The following is a 21,144-nucleotide window of genomic DNA, read 5'->3' as shown; positions in this document are numbered from 1 at the left end:
ACAGATGTACAACGGGTTGAGTGATGCGGGAGGGTTCCGGGACGACTCAGCTGCCCCGGTGATGATCAGGGATGTATGTGTAGCCCCGAGGAATCTCCAGGCTGCCGACCAGTCCCCAGCGCCGCATGTCCTCGCGGTACGCGGCGCGCTGCCTGTCACTGGGTTGATGACCGAGATGTCCAATCCTCCGCAGGTGACCGTGGACACGATGGCCCCGGGACGGCGGACGACCCGTGAAAGGAGTCGGCTCAACCTGCGATTCGGCGAATCCCTGCGCCCGACGTGGGGTGTAACAGAGCAGTTGAATTCCTGGCCGCCCAGCACGGGCGGGGTATTGGGTACGGCCGTCCTCGCCGAGGCTGCCCCGCTCCATGCCGAGTTCTCCAGCTGCGACCAGCAGACCGATGGCCGCCTGTAGTTCCAGCTGGGTGATCACACGGTGGCCGTCGGGCGTCGTACTGCGCAGCGCCTCTGCCAGGTGCGCCTCAGGGAGCATCGCCCGGCCGTACTGGTCGAGGAGACCGAGGATTCGTACCGCCCGCAGGAGCTGCTGCCCGGGGGTCAGTTCGTTGGTACCGCGTGTTCCTTTCCGGGCGTTGCCGGGGGCTTGGTCCCGGGTCAGGACTTGGGGGTCGTAGCGGTGCCGAATCTCCTCACCGTCAATGACGACCGGTTCCGGCAGCAGGGTGGTGCGGACCCGTACGACACCTCCAGCACGGGCCCAGCTGAGGGTGAGCACAATGCCGGGGAAAAATTCCAGCGGCCAGCCGACACCAGCAAGCCTGACGCCGTCATCGTCGCGTTCTAGGGTCACACCAAAAGCCTGATCGCCGGGGGCGAGCGACTCGCCAGCGTGATCAAGTTCGAGACGCAGGATACGGCCCTCCCATCCGGCGTCGCGAAGCCCGTCGGCAACAAGGGTGGGGAGCGGCAGTACGTCTTGGAGGGTGTGCCACAAGCGCAGCGTCTGGATCCAGTCCAGTTGGCTGTCCGTGAGCGCAGGTACCGAGCCGAGACCCAGATCCTCGTCATCAGGAGCCCAGTCGGGCCGTTCTCCTCGTTCGTGCTCCTCAGCCGGCCCCGCTGCGGGCTCCGGGGACACCGACTCGGGCTCAGGAGCCGGTTGCGGCACGGGGTGCGGCAGGGAGTCCTGCCAACCCAGTCTGAGGGGCTCATCCGGCGCCCGGTCCGCAGACGCTGTGCGGGGCTGTTCGGCCCGCCATATCCCGCCGCCCTGCCATGGATCGTCCAGCCGCAGGTGAACGCCGTTGCGCAGTAACCCGGTGTCCTCGTCGCTGTCGCAGCGCACGTAGTCGGAGAGCACAGCGTTGGCATGGCAGATCGCGACGGGGTAGGCGATGCCGTCCAGCAGCCCGGAGGTGTCCCGCATCGTGAGAAGGGCGGGGCCGAGCGCGGTGTGCCCGACAGTTCGAACCTGGGCGAGGCTACGACGCCGACTGGGGATGCCGGTTCGGGATATCGAAGTGGCCATGTCCTCCAGCGCCTGCCCTCCCAATGGTCCATCGTCGGCAAGGCACTCCGCCAGGGACGAGCGAGTGAACGCGTAGTCGCCACACATCCGAAGCTCGTTGATGCCCCGCAGCACACCGCGCACCGTGTCCAGCAGACCGTGCAGTGCGGCAACCAGCGCGTCTTCATCGGCACCGGGCGGCAACAGCGTCGGCAGCGGGGCCGGAGCAAACGGGCTGAGCATGAGGTCCCGGCCCCGCGTAAGAAGGAAGCGTGCGTAGTAGTCGGTGTCACCGAGGTCAGCCTCGGTCGCCGAGTCGTACTGCGCGTCCAGCACCAGATGGCCACGAGCGTCCAGCCAACGGCTCTTGCGTCTCATGCGTGCCAGCTGGGTGGCGCTGGCTGACAGCCCTTCCCCGAAGGCGTCCGGATCGATCACCAGCCGCTCACGGAGCACAGCCGGGACCATAGGGTCGGTCCGTCCTGGGCCACAGGCTCCTGCTGGCGCGCCCGACAACCAACCAGGCACTTCCCCGCCCTCGCCCAGTTGAGGGTGAGCTCCCTCTTTATAGACGATCTCGGCGGGCATCAGGATCGACCCGGTTGCCACATTGACCATCGCTCCTACCGGCAGCGCCACGACGGCTTCACCGAAGCTGACCGTCGGAAAGGCACCAAGGTCCAGCGGGCCGCCAAGATAGCCGCCTTCGTGTACGTCGTAGCCGAAGTAGACGGCGTTGAACGCCACGGAGACATGCACCGGGCAGCGACGGGCCGACACCAGCGCGGCCAGGTAGCGACCCATCCGGGCAACGTCTTCAGGAGGTGTCGCCCAGGGCCCTGCGACCATGTCGGGAGTGAGGAGCGGCGGATCGTCGTACGGACGCCACAGCTGTGTTCCGGCGGCAGGGGTGACGACGGTCATGGGGTACCTCCCGCGGGTGGCGCCGTGCGGGTGGCGCTGAGGTGCGCATCGGCCCGCCACCGGTGCTCGTCGGGGAGCACACGTCCTTCGGCGGCCAGTCGTTCCAGGCTGTCCTGTACCTGACGGTAAATCAGGTCGGCGTGGGAGCCGAAGTGACGGCTGCTCGACAGAGCGGGGTGAAGCCGGACGCTGCGCCGCTTGACGGGCGAGTACCACGAGTCCTCACCTTTCAAAGCCCGCCAAACGGTACGAGGATGCAGGCCCCGGTGAACCGTCCACACCAGGCGGTAGACCTGTTCGTCCAAGCGGCGGCGCAGGTGTTCCGCATCAGCCCGGGTGCTCGCGCCTCGAAGTTGCTGCACCGGGGTCGCCAACGCGCGGGCTACGGCCGGCCGCGTTTCATCGAGCGGCAGCGACGGATCCTCCCAGCAGGCCGAGCATCGGTTCCACGCCGTGGTGCAGCATCCGTCGGGGAGTTCCGTGACACCGAAGTAGTCGGCGAACTTGCGGTGGGCGCAGGTACTGGAGTCCTCGAAGTAGTCCCGGAGCAGGGCCGTTTCGCGAGCCGCTCGCTCGGCGCGGGCATTGAGAAGACGGAGGAATCCGCCGGGCAACCCGCTGCCACGCACCTCAAGCCCGGTGACCAGGCTGCGACTTGGTGCCGCGGACACGTCCAGCACCCCTCGATCGTGCAGATCGGCCAGCAGTTGCCACGTTTCCGCAGGGGTGACCGACAGGTGACGGTAACCGTCGACCGTGCGGGCGAGCAACACGTCGAGGCGTGCGACATCGAGTACGCCACGGTTGAGCCCGCCCGCTGCCTCCGCACGGCCCGGAAGGGCCAGAACAGCGGCGACGACTGCCGCCTCCACGTCGGCATCGCCCGGTGGCAGTTCCCCGGGACGCACGGTGCAGCGCGGCGGAAAGTCGCCGAAATCCGTGATCAGACCTCGGTCGGCCAAGGCACTGAACGTCCTCATGACACCGGTGGTGTAGGAACCGACGGTTCGCGTAAGCCGGGCGTCTTCCTCAGTGAGGCGTCCCGCGGCCAGCTCCTGACCGATAAACGCGTCGGCCAAGTGCCCAGCGTCCAGCACTCCGCCGCGGCAGTCGAGAACGGCCTGACTCATCCGCTCCAGCAGCTCCGGCGCCAAATCGGTGCCGGTCATCCAGGCAACGGTCCGCAGGCCGCCTCCGGTGAGCAGGGCGAGACCAGCGTTTCTGGGTGACTCCTTCCCGGACTGGACGCCGGATCCGGCGACGTCCCGTCCTGCACGGCCGAGTTGCTGGTAGAGCGCGGCCATGTCGGTGGGCGCAGAGACGCAGAAGACCGTACGGATGTCGTCCCGGTCGATACCCAGCCCGAAGGCGGCTGTCGCGACGACCACCAGGGGGGTGAATCCTTCCTCTCCCCGACGTGGTGCTTCCCGGAATTCCGTCATGACTGCGGCCTTTTCGACCTCCGTGAGCCGACCGTGGAAGCGCCGTATGCGGATTCCGGTTTCTCCGAGGTAGTCCCGCAGGTGCGCGTGGAGAGCCACAACCTCTTTGACTGTCAGGCAGTACAGCACGGCATGGTCCTGAAGCGCGTCCACCACCTCCTCGGCGAGCCGGGCGGCGGTGAGTGAACCGGAGCGCTGCAAGGTACGGCGAAACAGGGCGAGTTCCGGCCGGATGGGATTCTCGCGCACGGTGACCAGAGCGCTGTTCACCCCGGACCGCTCCTGCTCATTCCGCTCCGACTCACTGCCAAGGGGCGGCGGATCCGCAGCGAGCCCGAACACCCCTTCACGCAGTCCTGCTTGCACAGTCCGGTTCGCGGTGGCCGTCAGCGCGGTGACGGGCAGGGCGTACTCCTGGCGCAGTTCGGCGAGGAACCGTTCGACCCGCCCCATGCTCGGCCGGAAGTCGTCCCACTGCACCATGGTGTGGGCCTCATCGAGCGCGATCCGAGTGACGATGCCCGCTTTGACCGCGTCGCGTACGAGCCCTCTGAAGCGGCTCTGGCACAAGCGCTCGGGGCTCACGTACACAATCTTGATCCCATGGTCGCGGCGGTCTTCGAGCTGCTCGGCGACCTCGGTCTTGCCGGCCCGGCTGCTGGACTCGCGCATCGGCGCTACCAGGGCGCGTACCGCTCCGCCGATGGAACGGTTAAGTTCGAGTGCTTGGTCCTGCATCAGAGCGACCAGCGGGCTTACAACGATGGTGACGCCGGGCATCACCAGGGCAGGCAGTTGGAAGGTGAAGCTCTTGCCGTACCCGGTGGGCAGTAGCGCGAGGACGTTTTGTCCTGCGGCCACCGCGCCGATAACCGCCTGCTGTGCCGGTTTGAGCCGGAAGTCCTCCGGGTGGTCCATCAGGCGCAACAGACCGGCCGTCTCTGCGCACCGTCGCAATACTTCCTTCTCTAGCGTGCCCGCCGACCGGAGCTCTTCGGCTTCCTCGGTGCTCAGGGCAAGCTCTCGGATACGGCGCGTCTGCGGCAGAAGGGTGTGCTTGAGCAGCGCTGCGGGTTCGGTCAGCTCATCGGCACGGGAAGCGGGCACGACCCCGTTCCGGGCAAGAAACGTCCAGATCCGGGCCCAGCCTTCGGCCATCGGCACAACATTGCCACCACCTGGCTCTCCCGTGACCTGGTCGAGGCGCAGCAGTCCGGGTTCGAGGCTGCCCAGGAACGCCTGCCGGTACGCCCGGCGAAGCGCGGACTGTCCAGCGAGTTTGCGGTCGGAGATGACGATGACGCCTCGGTGCTGGTCGGACCGGATGAGCCGGCCGACGGCCTGCCGGAGCTGAATCGCGGCGAGCGGCAGGTAATAGTGACGGGTGGCGTACGCGTCGGGGTCCTCCTCACATGCGGCCTCTGCCCGTGCCCGTACTGCGGCCCTGCGGGCCTCAATGATGGGGGCTGCGAACGGCGCGAATGGCAGCTTGTTGATCCACACCAGGCGCAATCTGTGCGCGTCGGAGACATCGATGCCCTGCCACAGGCCCCGGGTGCCTACGAGGAATCCGCCACCATGGTCTCGGTCGGTGAAGTCCGCGAAGGCCCGACCATTGCCAAGGGTCAGCGCGTTGCGTACGGGTGCGTCATGGCTGCGCCGCCGCAGTTCGGTGGTGAGGAGTTCACCAATGCCGCCCGCTGTCGACCGGGCAGTGGTCAGCACGAGGGCGCCCCCGTCCCACCCACCGGATTCGCGTGCCGGGGCGGGGTGCACAGCAAGTTCCGCGTAGCCGGCGAGTTGGTGGGCGACAGTGCGCATGGCCCCTTCCTGTTGCTCGGCCCAGGAAGGGAAGTCGGCGAGGCAGACCAGTTCGGCCTGTTCTTCGAGCCTGAACGGTGTGGGTAGGTGCACGGTAGCCATGGATTCGGCCAGGCCGAGACGTTCCCGTACAAAGTCCCAGCTGCCGGCCACTCGCAAGGTCGCGGATACGTAATAGGTGCGGGCAAATGCCTCACGGAATTGCCGCCAGGCCGGGTCAGCGGGGAGCTCGACAGGACTGGACGAGAGTCGGAAGCGGTAGCGCCGCAGTCCCGGTCTGGGCACCTCCAACTCCTCTGCGTGGACGACACGGTTGAGGACGGGAGGGAGTCCGGGAAACGCTTCCTGTTCAGGCCCGCCGCCAAGCACCTCGTCGTCAGCGGCGGCCGTGTCGTCCTGCTCCGAGTCGTCGGCGGCGACCTGTGGCGGAGCTTCCTCACTTGCCGTGCGGGGGGATGTCGTGCCGGGAGGCCCGAGGACCGTATCGAGGTCGTCGATGAGGTCTCGTGCAGCGGCGGCCGTGTCCTTGACCCGGTCGTACAGTGCGTCGAGCCGCTCCTGAGCAAAGAAGTCCAGCAAACGTCCGTGTTCGGCACCGTACGCTGCGAAGGCTGCCCCGAGCTTGTGCGCCAAGGCGGCCAGGACGACCAGTGGCCGTTCTACATCCCGCGCCGCGCGAACCCCCGAGCTACCGCTGTACGCGCTGGCGAGGGTTACCGTCCTCGATCCCACGCGGGAGCCGCCGGACCCACTGCCGTCGAACGCCTGGGCAGCGGCCCGCGGCAGTTGCTCATGGTCCAGGAGCAGTTCCAGCTCCTGGAGCGCCGCCGTGACGCGGTCCCGTGAGACACCTGAACGCGCTTCCCGCAGCCACGCGGCACACTCCCCCGCCAGGTCTTCGATAGCCGCGTAGTCGAGGGAAATGGTGAGAGCGGAGGTGGCCGCGTCTTCCAACTGGTGGGCCTCGTCGATGACAAGAAGCACTTCGCCGGGCAGAGCGCGCAGGTCGTCGAGGTGGGTGAGGACCAATGCGTGGTTGGCAAGCAGCAGCCGGTGCGAGGCGAGCGCCTCACGCACCGCGTCTGTGTGCTCCGCGAGAGGCGTGGCGGCACCCGCCCGGTACTCGCCACCCGCGCTCTGCGACAGCGACTGCAACCAGAGTGGCAGTACGGCGCCGATGCTGTCCCCGAAGTGGGCGGGGATGTCCACCGGATCCACCGACCTCGCGGTCCAGCTGAGAGGTGGGGCCTGCGATGCGGCGAGCCTGAGCCACAGGTAAGCGAGCAGTTCGCGGTACTCGTGTCGCTGTACGAACCGGTGATTGACGCCCACTGCGCGAGCGGCGGCGCCGCTGCCGACCGTCGTCGCTTCGGCCAGCGCGGTGGTGAGCATGCGCAGCGAGATGCGGTTGGCACTGCCTTTCACCAGGTCCGCGGAGGCCGTCAGGCCCGGCACCGCCTTGTCCAGGATCTCTACGTCCTTGGCGAGCTGGGTCTGGAGTTGTTTGGTGTAGGTAGCAACCACAGCTGTACGTTCGGATCCGCCCGCCAGCCAGTCGAGCGCGGCGGCGAGCACCGCGTAGCTCTTTCCTGTCCCGGTGGGCGCCTCAACAAGCCCTGGTACAGCGGCGTCACACCAGGTGTGCAGCGTGGCGGACATCTCCTGCTGTGCCGGACGCGGTCTGGCCTCACCTCCATGGACGACAGCCGCGAGCGCAGTAGGGTCCACCCGACCGTCCGACCCGCACAACCGCTCGGCCACGACGATCTGCCCCCGCCCTGCCTGTATCCCCGTGGCAGGGCCACGGCGCGGGACGTGTGAGGCAAGGGACCGGCCGACCACGGCGGCAGTGTCGGCGGGAGTCCACGGGGCCATTGTTCGGTCCTCTTCGCCGGCAAACCGGCGCAGTAGCCGCCAGGCGGGCGAATCCGGGCAGACGGCCGCAAGCAACTCACGACGTTCCGCGGGCCACTGCCCGTATACCTGAGCCGCTCTCCGAAGCAGGCGGGCCAGCAGTTCGGCATCGTCGACCGCGTCATGAAGGGCCAAACCGCGACGGTCCGTGGCCAACTCGTCCGCGACGTCGGCCAAGCGGTGGCTGGTGACGGTCGGCAAGAGAACGTGTGCCACATAGAGAGAATCCGCGCGAGTGCAGTCGAGCACAGCGAGCCCGGCGCGTGCGCATTCCTCGTCGAGGAGCGGAAAGTCCGCAGCCGTCCCATTGTGCGCGATGACGAACTCCGCGCCGACGCAGTAAGCACGGAGGGCCTCCAGCGCCTCGGCGATGTCCACGGCCTCGGCGTCATGCCGCTTGCGCCGGGCGGGATCGTTGATCTCCCAGGGTGCGTCGGGCAGTTCAGGCAGTTTGGTCCAGCATTCGAACCTGGGCTGCTCCTTGACCCATTCGTCTGCGCCAAGGCGTACCGCCCCGATCTGAAAGATCCGCCGCTCGGTCCACGGCTCAGTGGCCGTGGTCCGTACGGCACTCTCCAGGTCGAGGGCGACGGCCCGGAAACCTTCCCTCGGGAGTGGCACGGCAACCGCCTCTGCCAGGCTCGCGTCCGGCTCAGGCCCCCTGATTCGCCCGACACGCTCAGTCAGCGCACCGGCCTGGAATGCCTCCTCCAACAACTTGGAGATGCGCTCGCCCGGTAGCCGGGCGTACCGCTCACGAGCAGCTGCCGCAAGTTCCCCTCGGGTCAACCCGTCCGGAGCCTGCACGACCAACTCCACCAGATATTGCAATGCCGCCGACAGCGGCGCGTGCTCAGCCGCCATCCAACCCCCTGGCTCACACTCCGTGTTCACTTAGTACCACAACTATCATGCCCACCAGAGACTTTTGTCCGTATCTCTCCGGCGCTTCTGCTGCAACCGCCGAATCTCCTCGACGATGCCGGGCTGACCACGCGCGGATGCGCCGACATGGGCTGCCTCATCGGCGCGTTCAACAACGAGGGGTGAAGCGGCAATCCGCGGTGGCTCGATGAGGACCCAGTTCGTGAAGTCGACGCAGTCCCAGCTCGCCAATCTGCATGCGACGCCGGCCAGTCCATGTCCCATCTGCCAAGACGTTCTGAATCACTTCGGTATCAGCTTCTAGATTGCCTGTGCCGGTAGCACCTGCGGACGAAGAGACAGTGACGCCGACGGACGTCCCGAGTTTGCTGCGTGGCCTGGCCGAGGCGGATGATCGGGCCGCGGCCCGCCGCGCGGCCTGGAACGTTCTGGAGGAACGTCGATCGAGGCCACGGCACCGGAAGCGGTTCGCGAACTCCTGCGCCTGCTGGAACGGCGTGACTCCGCATGGGTGGCTGACACGTTGGGCGTTCTCGACGCGACCGCTTTCGCCCTGGGCGAGTGGGAGACGCAACGGCAGACGAGTTCCAAGCCCTGGCTGGACGACACCCAGGTCGGCTGGGAGACCGAAGTGGCCGAACTCCTGACCCGGGACATCGACGTCGTCCGCCCCTTGCTGACGGACAGTGACCCGGAAGTACGGTCCATGGCCGCGGCCCTGCTGGGGGACGCATCCGTCGAATGAACGGCTGATCTCGATCTGTTGCTGGCGACGGAAGCTGCGGAGTCGCACGCGCTCGCGCGTGCCTGCCTGGCCGAAGCGGCGGTGACCCTCGCCCTTCGTTCCCCGGACGCCAGGCTCCCCGGCCGGGTGCAGCAGTGGCTGCGCGACCCCGAAGCCGCGGTGCGGTTCAGAGCCGCTCGCATCGCGAGAACGGCGTCCGCGGCCGAAGACGCGCCGCTCGTTCTTCTGGCCGACGGGGTGTACGACGCCGACTGTGGGGCGATGGAGACGGTCTGGCCCGCCGAGGTGTAGGAAGTGGCGTGTACTCGGCCCTGTTCAGGGCTTGCTCACGAGGAAGCGGTGGACCCCGCAGCCCCGCCGGATACGAGACCACGTCGGTACATGCGCGGGCCCGGCGAGTGATCTCGGGCCACCAACCGCCGGCCACGGACGGCGGGCGGTACGACCTCCGAGCTGGCGCAGACCGTGTATGCACCACATTTATGCGAACCAGTTGTCGCACTCCGCTACCCCACATCTGCCACCCTCAAGGCGGCGCTGCCCGCACCTGCCCGTCGGCAGCCCTGTCTCGGGGTCAAACTCGTCTGCACAGGAAGGCAGTTCACCGCGCTGGCGGTGTGTGAACGGCATGAAGAGCACCACCCGGATCATCCACCTGATACGGGTGCTGACCCGGGGTATCAACAGCTCGCACGGCCCAAGCACAAGCGTGCCCCACAGGTGCACAGTCGTGCCGCTCTCCCAGGCGAGGGCGAGGAGCCGCCACCCATGGGCGTGCGCAGTCGTACGACGCTGTCACGTGGCGGGTGGGGGCAACGGAATCTGCCCGAGCGGACCTTCCGGCGCGGTGGCGGCGCGGCGTAGAACGGAGCCGACCGGGAACCGCCCCGGCCAGCGAGGAGGAATCCGCGTGCACCCTTACCAGCGGCAGCGCAACCCGGAGACCGATCAGTTACGGGGCGGGCCGTCCCGGACCACCCAGCCGCCCGCCCCACTCACCGGCGCCTGGTTGACCCACTTGCAGCGGGTGGCGTCAGGGGACACGGGTGCGGGACAGCATCACGAGGGCGCGAGTCAGCAGACCCAGGCCGTCGACCACGGCCGCGGCGGGGCCGGAGTCACGGTCCAGCGTGTCGGCGCCGAAGCCCCGGCGGAGTCCGCCCGGGAGCAGGAGGCGCCCACGCCAGAGGTCGGCAGCGGCGACAAACACGGCGCGCAGCAGATCCGGCGCTTGATGAAGTCAATCCCCGACCACACCGTCCTACAGAAGATCAAGATCGGCTGGCTCGCCCCCAACACCTGGTGGCCCGAGGAGTGGATGGTCGAGGGGGAGCCCAAGCTGCGCCGCACCCTGGACCGGCGAGTGAAGCTCGGTGAGCCGTTCACCGACCAGGAGCTGGCGGACATCCAGCACCTGTCCGAGCTCAACCCGAAGTGGCTCGAAAGGGTCGGCATCGGCACGTACCAGGAGGCCGAGAAATACGTCGGAGGCCGGTTCGACAACTGGATGAAGCTTTCCTCCGGGAAACGCGTACTCACCGCCACGCTGGCCTTCAAGAAGCAGCATCCGCACATGGTCGAGGCGATGACGGCTCCCCCGAGCCACCCGGACTACACCCTGGGCAGGTTCATGACGACCAAGTCCCCCAACATCCCCGACGACGTGAAGGAGGAGATGAAACGGGAGGCGTACGAACAGATCCGGCAGACGGCCGTGGACACCCTTCACCCGGCCGGTATCCCTGCCGAGCGGCGTCACCCGGACGCGGACAAGGACTCCACCCGGGCCTGGGCGCCCAAGGACAAGGACGCTCGGGAGATGCTCACCAAGGTGCTGCTGATCCTCCGCAACGGTCTGAAGCTCTACGACGCCGGCCAGAAGGCCCACGTGGACGACCACGGGCAGGACGTCATCCGGGCGCTGGCCCACGGCGGCCGAGTCGTCATCGACATCCCCGCCCTGACCGACGGTCAGTCGCCGTACGACCTCACGGACTTCCTGGGCGCCACCCAGCCGGTCCCGCACCCCCCGGACTCGGAAGGCCAGGATCCGGCCCGCCAGCTCGGCCCCTCGGTGTCCCACCGCGGCTTCGCAACTCACCGTACGAAGATCACCGAGGACAAGGACGGGAAGCCCGGAAAGTTTCAGGAGGAGGGCGAACTCCCTGCCGCCGTGAAGAACTTCTTCTCCAAAGCGGGCTCGAACCCACCGCTGCTCATGGGCATGGACATCTCGGGCGGCGGTCTCGGCGGCGCCGACTGGAACGGCGACGTGATCCTGCCCAACGGGTCCTGGGGTCACATGCTGCTGGTATTCCAGCAGCCCACTGCGAAGACGAAGGGTTCCCTCCTGGTCGGTATCGAGACTCTCGCCCCGGGCGCCACGAGCCCGGTCGGCTACGAGCACAAGGCCACCTCCAGCGAGGCCACCGCCAACGACGAGTCCGTCCTGCACGGCCACAAGGGCGACAAGGTCGGCGCGGGCAAGCTCAAGGAAAACTCCCGCCTGGTCGAACTCTCCGACTTCGCGCAGAAGCGGAACGACGGCGACTGGCGCACGTTCCTCGACGAACTCAACCAGGAGTGGGTGCAGAAACTCGGGAAGACCGAGGACGGCAGCGAGGAACGAGAAGCCCTGTACAGGGAACTGGTCGGCCCCCGCCAGACGTAGCGCCCTGTTTTCCGCGGGCGTGCAGGAGCACTGCGGCCGCCGGGCCCGACGTCATCCCCGTACCGGCATCCAGGCACGGAGCGAGGAATCAGCCGATCGCCGCCGGCCGCACCGCGGCGAGCCTGCCAGCGACCGGGCGATCCAGCCCGCGCCGCACACCACCCTGGGCAGACGCCGCCCATACGGCCCTGAGCATGATCAGACTGGCCCTCGCACAGATATCGGAACTCATCGCTCTACGCCGCACCGAACGTGGCCAGATGCCGCCGCCGGTCACAGACGGTGTCAACTTGACTCCGCCGTAAACGACCGGGCTTGGAGGTAGGACACCACTGGCTGTGGTGTGCCCTCCTCCGTCCAGGCACCTAGGAAGGTGCTGGGACGCGTGACTCACGCCCCGCAATCCACACAGCCTCGCCGCGTTGGGCGATGTTGCGGGAAGCATTCCGGTCGGTGTACGCCGGATCGACGTACACCAGCGGGACGCCTGCCCGGCGTGCCTTGTACTCGATGAACTGTCCGAGTTGGTGGAAGGCCCAGGAGTGGAGCGTGACCCGTTGCGGCTTGCGGAGCCGTACCCTCTGCCGGATGCCGCCCAGGTCTTCCAGGGCGACACCGGACGAGGTGCGTTCAGCCTCGGTCACGATCTTCTTCGCGATGATGTGGTTCTGGTTGGCGGCGTGCCGTTGTTCTTTGCGGCGCCGGTTCTTCAGCCGTCGTTTTGCAGACTTGGTGCCCTTCGACTGCAACTTCTTGCGCAGGTCGAGTTGCTGCTTGCGGTGCCGGTTCAGTCCGTAACCGGCGGCACGGTATCCGGTGGAGGTAGTGACGATGTCGGCGATGCCGAGATCGACGCCGATGAAGCTGTCCGGCTCGTACTGCTCGGCCTCGGGAACCTCGCACACGGCGACCAGATAGAACACGGCGTCACGTTCGATCAGGTCAGATTCGCCCCTGCGGTACTCCCGGAACGTTTTGAGGCGTCGGTGGAGCAGGCGAAGCGGAGGTTCTTCAGGCGCCCTGCCGTGGTCCAGATGCTGACCGTCTGCGCGTCGTACTGCCAGGACAAACACCGGTCGTCGAACGGGTGCGCGGCCTCGGAGCGGAAGACGACCGGCTTGGACTCGGCCTTCTTCCGGCGCTTCGAACCGGGCTTGCCGAGGTTCCCCGCCCGCAGGTTCGCCCGCAGCGTGGTGTAGGCGTCGCACACCTTCTTGATGGTGTGCTGCGCCGGCCTGCGCCCCGAGACCGGCTGCTTTCAGCCCGGCGTAGGTGTGGTTGCGCAGTGCGTACTCACGCGGCACACCGCGAGCGAATGCCACCTCCGACACCCCGTTGGCACGGTCGTTGACCGTGTGCAGGGTCGCACCGCTGGGCGGGCGCCTGCACGGCATCCGGCATCAGCTTGATCCTCACGACGATCTTCACGCGGAGCGTCGTACTCCCGGTGATCTGTCTCACCGCGCCGGGAACCAAACCCCAACATCCGCAGGGACCCTACGGTCGTGTACACCCTCCACGCACACTTGGTCTTCACGCCCAAATACCGGCGTGGACCGTCCACGGACGAGATCCTCCGACGCTGCGAGGAAGTCATGCGCGCCGTCTGCGCCGACTTCGAAACCGAACTGGTCGAGTTCAACGGCGAACGCGACCACGTCCACCTCCTCGTGCACTACCCGCCGAAGGTCTCCCTCTCCAAACGGGTGGGCTCCCTCAAAAGGGTCTCCGCCCACAGACTCCGCCAGAAGCACCCCGACCACATCCGCAACTACCTGTGGGGCGCACACTTCCGGTCACCCTCATATTTCGCGGCGAGCAGCGGCGGAGCACCGTCGGCTGCCATCAAGGAATACATCGAACAGCAAAAACGTCCGACGCGATCTGCACGTCAGAGCAATCCAGAAAAGCGATTCCTCCCGAGCGTGAACACCCCAGGGTTCCTCGCTAGATCCCGCTGAACGCAAACCGGTGAACCCCTGGAGGCACAGCGCGATCTTCCCGCCGTAGGATGAACGGCGCCGCGACGACCCGTGTTGCGGGGTGAGTTCCACGCTCGTGGCACTACACGAGTGCGAGGTGTGCGATGCGTGAACTGCCACATGCCGCAAGGCCAGTTGGAGATGGGCTCGATGACGGTGGTGACTCAGGCGACGTGCAGTCACCGGGCGATCCGGGCGAGGGCCGCAATCCGGCGCGGGCCGCACCGGAGACCAACGTCCTCGACCGCCTGGCCGCGCTGCAACGCTTGGCGGGAAACGCCGCCGTTGTGCGTCTGCTGAGTCCCCCGAGGACGGCGGCCGATCGGGAAGCTCCTTCAGCCGACGACCAAGACGCGGGCTGAGCGGAAAGCCATAACGGCTGGACAGCGCTGACTACCCGCCGCCGTCCAGCCGTTTCGTCAGCGCAGACTTCAGCCCGCCCCGCCCGGGTCGTCGAAGTTCTTGTATTTGTCGACCGGAAAACCGCCCGTGATGCCTGCCACCTGGCCTGCATCATCGCCTGTGGGCCTGTAGTGACCGCTGTCGTTCGTCCACTTCTCCAGGACGCCGTCGGTGAACACGGCCGTACCTGCCCAGTACACGTGCCCGTCGCCGGCTTTGCTGGCCTTCGCGAGCGCGGAATGTCCCTCTTCGTACTCGGTGCCGACTTGCGACGCCATCATCTTGGCCGGCTTCCGGACGGGGATCACAAAGTTGTACTTGCCGTTCGCCAGCGCGGGGGTCCCGTACTGCTTGCGACCCTCGTGCGGTGACGCCGAGTACAGCATTGTCGAGAGGTCGAGGGAGAGCTTGTACCGGCGGCCGTGACGCCGCTGGACCAGCATGTCGTTCGCGAACGCGACCGTCCCCTGTATGGGAAGAGGAAGCGATTTTTCCAGCTGGTCCTCCAGTTTGGCGGCCAAGTCGTCCTTGCCCTGGGCCCGCAGCATCTGCGCGCTCCGTGTCAGCGCCGAGGCGGACCGGGACGCCTCCATGTCCTCCCGAGTGGCCCGCCGGGTGCGCTGTACCGCGACGGCACCGGTCGCGACACGCTGCACCTCGTGTCCGCAGGCATGGCTGTGCCGGTGCTGTTCAACGTCCTTGGTCGGCTCCCCGGAGGCGATCCTCTGGATGGGCGCGGGTCCTTGCATGACCCGGTCCGCCGTGTTGACAGCGTGCCGTTCACCGGAGTCGCCCGGATCCGAGATGCTCAGACCGGCGCCGTTGTCCACGCCTGGGACGGACCCCTTCGCCTGGTCAAGCGTGTGTGCCAGCTCGTGCGCCCAGTCCTTCTGGCTCATCCCGCCGCCGTCCACGATGTGCTGACCGGTAGTGAACGCCGTGGCCTCGACGATGGCCGCCGCCTCCCGCGCGGCAGGCCCGTCATGCACCCTCACGCGGCTGAAGTCGGCGCCGTCGAAACGCGCCTGCATCTCGGTCTGCAAGCCGGGATCCAGCTGGCGTGCCGGCGACTGAAGGGCATTGTCCACTGCGGCGCGCTGCACCTGCGCGTGGTCCGCGTCCTCCCTCTCCTGGTCGGCAGACCCGCTTCCCTTGGCCGCGATACGTTGCAAGTGCGTCAGCCAGGCGCCCGTCAGCCCTGCGCGTGGCATGCCGGCACGCGATGCGGGCGACGGGAGTCCGTTACTACGAGCCTGTCCATGTCCGAGGTAGTGCACGCAAGTCCTCTCCAGCAGCAAGGAAGCTTTCGTCTCGTTCTAAGTCATCGCGACAGGTGCGGCAAGGTCCATCCGGACAGACTGTCTGCCCTCCTGGTGCACGTTCAGGCGCGCGCTGACGGCCTCCGGAAAGCGACCGCACGGCGTAGACGGTGTCCTATGTGGTGATGCTCGTTGGTCCGTTCATGGGGCTGGGTACATGGAGTTGGATTGATGAGATGCTGTTCGCGGCGATCATCTACGTGCTGGTCAGCGGCTGTGCCTGGCGGGCTCTGCCGCCGTGCTTCGGGATATCGAAGTCGACGGCCCACCGCCGGTTCATGACCTGGTCGCGGGCCGGCGTCTGGGGCCGCCTCCACGAAGCAGTACTGCACCGGCTCGACGACGCCGGCCTCATCGACGTCTCCCGCGTCGTGCTCGACTCCGCCCACGTGCGCGCTAAAAAAAGGGGGGCGAACACGCAGGTCCGAGCCCCGTGGACCGGGGCAGGCCGGGGTCCAAGATGCACATCTTGTCGGACGCGAACGGGCTACCCCTGGTCGTCGGCATCTCCGCCGCCAACGTCCACGACTGCCAAGGCCGGAGGCCCATGGTGGCCGGTCACCAAACGAGACACGACCCCCACAACGGCCGCTACTTCAAGCCACGGCGACTGCATGCCGACAAGGCCTACGACATTCCCCACCTGCGAAAATGGCTACGCGGAAAGCGTATCGGCGTGCGCATCGCCCGCAAAGGCATCGAGTCCGGCGAACGGCTCGGCCGCCGCCGTTGGGTGATCGAGCGCACGATCTCCTGGCTGTCCGGCTACCGCAGACTCAGCCCCCGCGACGAACGCCATCCCCGCAACTACCTGGCGGCCTTCCTCGGCCTCGCCGCCGCCATCTGCTGCTACAAGCGGTTCATCCGCCTCACCACATAGGACACCGTCCAACAGGGCGCCGGCATGGATGCGGGCCACAGTCGGTCGGCGTCGGTACCCGTCATCCGTGTGGCACTGACGCCGCACCGGGGAACCTGCGACACACCGCCCGGCCATCCGTCTTGAACCCAAGTGTTATCGGGCAGCGCGTTCGCGGCCGGTGTCCGGCTGGAGGCGGGATGCCAGTCGGTGCATCCCACGGCGCGCGTGACTCTTGACGGTCCCCAGGGGCCAACCGGTGAGTTCGGCGATCTGGGTCTGGGTGAGATCGTCGTAGAAGGCCAGGTTCAGCACCTGACGTTGGTGATTGGGAAGCCGGGACAACTCGTCGGTCAGCAGGACGCGGTCGAGCACGGCCTCCGGTCGCACGGCCTCGTCGGTCACCGTCAGTAGCAGCTGCGCGGCCGCCGCGTCGACCAGCTCGGTGCGCCGGGTGCGGGCGGCCAGGGCATCGGCGATCTTTCGGCGGGTGATACCCAGGAGCCAGCCGGGAAGAGTGCCGCGTTCGGGCGTGAATCCGGCTCGCCCCCGCCAGGCGGCGAAGAAGACCAGTTGCATGATGTCCTCGGCCTCCCTCGCATCTCCCGTCGAGCGTCTGGCATGGGCGTACACGAGAGGACCCCATCGACGATGAAGGGCTTCGAGGCTGGCCTCGTCCCCGTTCCGGAACCCGTCCACGAGGGCACTGTCGTCGATCTCCGCGTTGATGTGCAATGCGGTCGTCATGGCTGGCTCCTCGCTGGACCTGATGGTCGCCGAGAGCGACTGTGTCTCCTCCACGGTGCGGATTCGATGCAAGATGGGCAACTCGCATCGTCTTTGCATCGAAATGAGCGAAGCGGCGGCGCGGCCGGCGAAAGTCCTGGATGCCACGGACAGGAGTCATGACCAGCGCGCCGAGTAGCGCGGCGTGCGGGTGCGGAGGCTAGCGGAGCCGCCTGCCCAGGCGTCCGCGTGTCCCTGTGCGGTGGCAGAGTGCCCGGGCGGGGCGCTCGTCGCCGTACGGCGGGAGCGACACGTCTCGTGATTCCGCCCAGGTGTCTGCGACCCGACCCGCCCCTCAGCGGCTGCGCAGAGCGATGTATTCGTCGGCCAGCTCGTCCGCCATACGTGTGACGGAGAACCGTTCGGCGACCAGCTTCCTGCCCGCAGCGGCGTAACGACGTCGGTCGTCGACGGATGTGGCCGCGACACGCCTCAGGCCTCGCATCAGTCCCGCCTGGTCGGACGTGTCGATCAGGATTCCGTTGACCTGATCACGCAGGTAGTGCGCGACGCCGCCGCGCCGAGGCCCGGCGACGGGAAGGCCCGCGTCCATCGCCTCCAGTACGGCGAGCCCGAACTCTTCCTTTGCGCTGGGGCACACGTACCAGGAGCACACATCCGCCGTACGTTGGGCAAGAGCACGCTGGAGGCGGCGTACCTCAGTGTTCGGCAGGGCGGGCAGCAGCGCCAGTCGGCCGCTCGCCTGAGGGCTTTCGGCCAGCAGCATGTCGATGCGGTGGCGGACCTCCTCCTCGGCGGCCGTGCCTGCGCCGGGGCTGCCGCCGACCAGAACCAGGGTCGTGGTGCGGTATCCCCCGGTCGCAAGCCAGGCCCGGACCAGGAGATCCTGCTGTTTGACCGGATGAAGTCGGCCCACGGACAGCAGGAGGGGCAGACCGCGGTCCTCCGGGTCCAGGGAGTCCGGGCGTGCTCCGTCCCGATAGAGCATGTCCAGCGCCCGGTGCGTCCGCTCGTCCTCGTTGGGCGCCGGCCGGTACGGGGCGATGCCCTCGGGCGGGGCGCTCGGTCCGGCTCCCGCGTTGAGCCGGACCAGGCAGGGGAAGTGGCGGACGAGTTCCTCCGTACCTCCACGTCCGGGGATGCCGACGACCGCGCCTGCACGGGCCACCAGGCGATCGGCCACGAAGACCCGATGCAGATCGTGCCGGAGTTCCTCCGCCGCCGTGGGGTCGGCCGGGTCGCTCGTGGCGTGGCGTGCGGCAAGATCGCGGTGCGGATCGGGCGTGGCCGTGAAGATCAGCGCGGCACCCAGGCGCTCGGCGGCCTCGGCGAGCGCCAGGCTGCCGTCATCGGCGTACCTGACATGCAGGACGTCCACAGGCCGCGCCATCCCACCGAGCAGGCGGGTCGACCACCAGGTCAGTGCGGGGCGGTGATGGTGCATGTCCTGCTGGGCCGGTGGCGTGGGCGCGTCCACGGGAAGTCGCAGGACCCAGTGGCCCGGACCGCGTTGGTGGACGAGCCGAGAGTCCACCGCCAAGTCGTCGTGCGCGGCCACCACGATCGTGACCACGCCGGCGATCCCGTCGGTCTCGGCGAGCCTGTCGCCGAGATCTCCGAGCAGCACCGCCAGTCCTCCGCTCATCCCCTGCCCCGGAGAGTCCAGTCGGCCCAGCAGCATGGTCTGGGCAACCACCTGGCCCGACGGGCCGTCCTCGTCCGGGCCGAGCACGGGCACCGGCGGCGCCAGCAGCAGCCGCTCGTAGGCGTCTGCGGCTCGGCCCGGGTCGGGCAGGTGGGCCGAGCCCTCCGGCGTCTGGTGCAGATACCGCCAGGCGGAGTGGCGCACCGCTCGATGGGCGCTCTTCTCCGCGAGCGCGGCGGTCTCGGCCGGAGTGAGGGGGTGCAGCCCGGAGCCCACCGCTAGGTCGAGCAGGCAGCCCGCCGCCGGTCCGTCCACTGAATCGGTGAGGACCGTGCGCAATACCCCTTCCGCGTGCCGGGAGCCATGCCGGCGAACCGTATCCGGCCACACTTCGGTGAGAGCCGCGATGAGCCTCGGGCTGCCGTCGCGGTGCGCAAGCAGTGCCTCCGGGGTCAGAGGTGTGCAGAGGCGGGCAGCGCGACGCAGCTCCGCCACCGCCGCGTCCTGGCGGGTGGCTCCGGGATCGTTCCCGAGCGACAGGGCCCGTGGTCCCCGTCCGTATTCGGCGTTCAACAGCCGCGCCAGCTCGTCCGGGGCGGGGGTGGAGCCTCGCCTTCCGGGCGAGGATGCCTGTCCGGTCCGTCCGGAGCCGTCGAAGAACGCGGTACGGGCGGCCACCAGGGCGTCGTGGTCTCCGTGGCCCGCGTGTGCCGGACGTCGAGGGTCGTGGGGCACCGAAGCGGGTGCGAAGGCGGCGCCGGCCATGGGCTCTCCTGTCTCGGGTACGGCTCTGACCCATGTGGTTCCGGGAGTGTCGGCCTTATGGATGCGTCTCTCTCCGGTGATCATCGACACAGGGGCGGCCTGGCCGGACGTCGCCTACGATGCGCTCGCCTCGCTCTGACCGGTCGAGGACGGAAGACGTCTGGCCGAAGGGTGCCCATGCCGCGTGTCGTTGTCGTCAGTCCCCCGTTCATGTCCCACGCCCGGCCGTTGTCGGTCCTGGCCGGCGCCCTGGGCCTGCACGGGGCGGACGTGTATTTCGCCTGTGCGCCGGCGTTCGAGCACCTGGCCCGGCAGGCGGGGGTGGGCTTCGTGCCGCTGTCCGTGACGCGCAACGCCAACACCGGGGTGGCCGAGGCGACTGAGCAGGACGCTCAGGAGGCTGCCAGGCTGAAGGAGTTCCTCGACTCCACCAGGGAGGGTGCTGTATCCGCGCTCCTGACTCAGGCCCGTCACCGCCGCGCTGACATGCTCGCGGACCCGGACGGCGTGCTCGACGCGCTGCGCTCGATCGACCGGGCGCTGCGTCCCGACTGGTACGTGGTGGACCAGCTCAGCTACCCGGTCACCCTGGCACTGCACTGCCTGGGTCTGCCCTACGCGAGTTTCTGCCCCGGGCATCCCAGCTACGTGCTCGCCGGCCCCGAAGCCTACTTCGGTGTCCCCTACGCCTGGCCCAGCGTGCTGCGCCCCGACCCCCGGGGTCTGTCGAAGCTGCGTACCGCGGCGCGGCGGAACGACGAGGCCTTCACCGCTCTCTTCGCAGCTTTCGCTCGGCGGCACGCGCCCTCCCGGCCTGCCCCGGGCAGGGCCTTCGCCCTCAGCTCTCCACTCGCGGTCGTCTACGCCTACCCGCCCTTCCCGTGGCTGCCGACGCCCCCGCAAGGGCCGGTTCGCCTGTTCGCCGGGCACATGGCCGCCGACCCGGACCCCCTCGACGTGGAATGGGCCGCGCGTCTCCAGGGCCTGCGCACCAGCGGTGGGCGACTCGTCCTCGTCGCGCTCGGCACGTTCCTGTCCGCGCGTGACGATGTCCTGCGCACCATCGTCACCGGACTGCTGGAAGGAGTGCGGGACGTGTCTGTCGTAGTGGCGGCGGGCGAGCGGACTGGGGCACTGGCCGATCTCGCGGGTGACCGGGTCGTGTTGGCGCGCTCGGTACCGCAGCGTGCGCTGCTCGACCACGTGGACGCCATGGTGCATCACGGTGGCAGCAATTCCTTCACCGAGTGCCTGCGGGCGGGCGTACCCGCGGTGGTGCTGCCTTTTTCCAGCGACCAGTTCTCCGTGGCGTGGGACGCGGAGCGCTCGGGCGCCGGTGTGGTGCTCGACCCGAACACTTTGCCGCCGGCCGGTGTCCCCGCCGCTCTGGAAACGGTGTGGACCACCCTGGAGCCACGCGTCTCCAGCTTGGCCGCGTCTGTTGGACGGCGCGGTCCCCGGTGGGCGGCCGGTGCACTGCTGGCCGCCATGAACCGTCGGACGACGCAGAGCTGATCCCGGTGTCGTCGCACCGCGGCAGGCTCCGCGGCGG

Annotated in this window: 10 protein-coding genes and 3 pseudogenes; 6 read left to right on the top strand and 7 right to left on the bottom strand. The window is 68.1% G+C overall.

From position 1 onward, the window contains the following. Positions 1-46 precede the first annotated feature (46 nt). A complete protein-coding gene (locus OG226_RS50240; protein WP_329353055.1) occupies positions 47-2,395 on the bottom strand; it encodes a hypothetical protein in 2,349 nt (782 codons plus the stop codon). Next, positions 2,392-8,436 carry a DEAD/DEAH box helicase gene (locus tag OG226_RS50235; RefSeq protein ID WP_329353054.1) on the bottom strand — a complete coding sequence of 2,015 codons (6,045 nt, stop codon included), beginning with the start codon at positions 8,434-8,436 and terminating at the stop codon, positions 2,392-2,394. The genes OG226_RS50240 and OG226_RS50235 overlap by 4 nt, the downstream gene beginning before the upstream one ends. A gap of 532 nt (positions 8,437-8,968) precedes the next feature. Here OG226_RS50235 and OG226_RS50230 point away from each other — a divergent pair. Next, entirely contained in the window at positions 8,969-9,202 is a 234-nt protein-coding gene (locus OG226_RS50230) for a hypothetical protein (protein WP_329353052.1), read from the top strand. 18 nt (positions 9,203-9,220) lie between these two features. Further along, positions 9,221-9,493, top strand: a complete 273-nt coding sequence (locus OG226_RS50225) for a hypothetical protein (RefSeq protein WP_329353051.1) — start codon at positions 9,221-9,223, stop codon at positions 9,491-9,493. A gap of 742 nt (positions 9,494-10,235) precedes the next feature. Here the strand turns inward: OG226_RS50225 and OG226_RS50220 are convergent. After that, positions 10,236-10,412 carry a hypothetical protein gene (locus tag OG226_RS50220; RefSeq protein ID WP_329353050.1) on the bottom strand — a complete coding sequence of 59 codons (177 nt, stop codon included), beginning with the start codon at positions 10,410-10,412 and terminating at the stop codon, positions 10,236-10,238. Positions 10,413-10,436: 24 nt separating this feature from the next. Between OG226_RS50220 and OG226_RS50215 the strand changes: the two genes are divergently transcribed. Further along, entirely contained in the window at positions 10,437-11,873 is a 1,437-nt protein-coding gene (locus tag OG226_RS50215; protein ID WP_329353048.1) for a PE-PGRS family protein, read from the top strand. Positions 11,874-12,238: 365 nt separating this feature from the next. Here OG226_RS50215 and OG226_RS50210 read toward each other — a convergent pair. Next, positions 12,239-13,274: pseudogene (locus tag OG226_RS50210) on the bottom strand (RNA-guided endonuclease TnpB family protein). Positions 13,275-13,357: 83 nt separating this feature from the next. On the opposite strand from OG226_RS50210, the pseudogene tnpA reads away from it, so the two are divergent. Further along, a pseudogene (tnpA, locus tag OG226_RS50205) lies at positions 13,358-13,750 on the top strand (IS200/IS605 family transposase); the annotation flags it as partial. Positions 13,751-14,286: 536 nt separating this feature from the next. On the opposite strand, the gene OG226_RS50200 reads toward tnpA, so the two are convergent. Next, entirely contained in the window at positions 14,287-15,468 is a 1,182-nt protein-coding gene (locus OG226_RS50200; protein ID WP_329353047.1) for an eCIS core domain-containing protein, read from the bottom strand. Between the two features lie 278 nt (positions 15,469-15,746). Between OG226_RS50200 and OG226_RS50195 the strand changes: the two are divergent. Further along, a pseudogene (locus tag OG226_RS50195) lies at positions 15,747-16,456 on the top strand (IS5 family transposase); the annotation flags it as partial. A gap of 135 nt (positions 16,457-16,591) precedes the next feature. Here OG226_RS50195 and OG226_RS50190 read toward each other — a convergent pair. Both OG226_RS50190 and OG226_RS50185 read right to left on the bottom strand, forming a co-directional pair. Then, positions 16,592-17,182 (bottom strand): RNA polymerase sigma factor, encoded by a 591-nt coding sequence (locus tag OG226_RS50190; protein WP_329353046.1) that lies wholly within the window; start codon positions 17,180-17,182, stop codon positions 16,592-16,594. Between the two features lie 334 nt (positions 17,183-17,516). Then, on the bottom strand, positions 17,517-19,592 hold the full coding sequence (locus OG226_RS50185) for a glycosyltransferase family 4 protein (protein ID WP_329353044.1): 2,076 nt from the start codon (positions 19,590-19,592) through the stop codon (positions 17,517-17,519). Between the two features lie 177 nt (positions 19,593-19,769). Here OG226_RS50185 and OG226_RS50180 point away from each other — a divergent pair, with 177 nt between their 5' ends. Beyond that, positions 19,770-21,107, top strand: coding sequence for a glycosyltransferase (locus tag OG226_RS50180; protein WP_329353043.1), 1,338 nt, complete (start codon positions 19,770-19,772; stop codon positions 21,105-21,107). Positions 21,108-21,144 lie beyond the last annotated feature (37 nt).

Source organism: Streptomyces sp. NBC_01261 (genome assembly GCF_036226385.1).
In the GTDB taxonomy this organism is placed as follows: domain Bacteria; phylum Actinomycetota; class Actinomycetes; order Streptomycetales; family Streptomycetaceae; genus Streptomyces.
The sequence above is the reverse complement of the archived record's forward strand: the minus strand, read 5'-3'. Positions and strand labels throughout refer to the sequence as shown.

Coding starts and splice junctions, on each gene's coding strand:
- OG226_RS50240 (WP_329353055.1), bottom strand. CDS start 2,395: ATGACCGTCGTCACCCCTGCCGCCGGAACACAGCTGTGGCGTCCGTAC.
- OG226_RS50235 (WP_329353054.1), bottom strand. CDS start 8,436: ATGGCGGCTGAGCACGCGCCGCTGTCGGCGGCATTGCAATATCTGGTG.
- OG226_RS50215 (WP_329353048.1), top strand. CDS start 10,437: ATGAAGTCAATCCCCGACCACACCGTCCTACAGAAGATCAAGATCGGC.
- OG226_RS50200 (WP_329353047.1), bottom strand. CDS start 15,468: ATGCCACGCGCAGGGCTGACGGGCGCCTGGCTGACGCACTTGCAACGT.
- OG226_RS50190 (WP_329353046.1), bottom strand. CDS start 17,182: ATGACGACCGCATTGCACATCAACGCGGAGATCGACGACAGTGCCCTC.
- OG226_RS50185 (WP_329353044.1), bottom strand. CDS start 19,592: ATGGCCGGCGCCGCCTTCGCACCCGCTTCGGTGCCCCACGACCCTCGA.
- OG226_RS50180 (WP_329353043.1), top strand. CDS start 19,770: ATGCCGCGTGTCGTTGTCGTCAGTCCCCCGTTCATGTCCCACGCCCGG.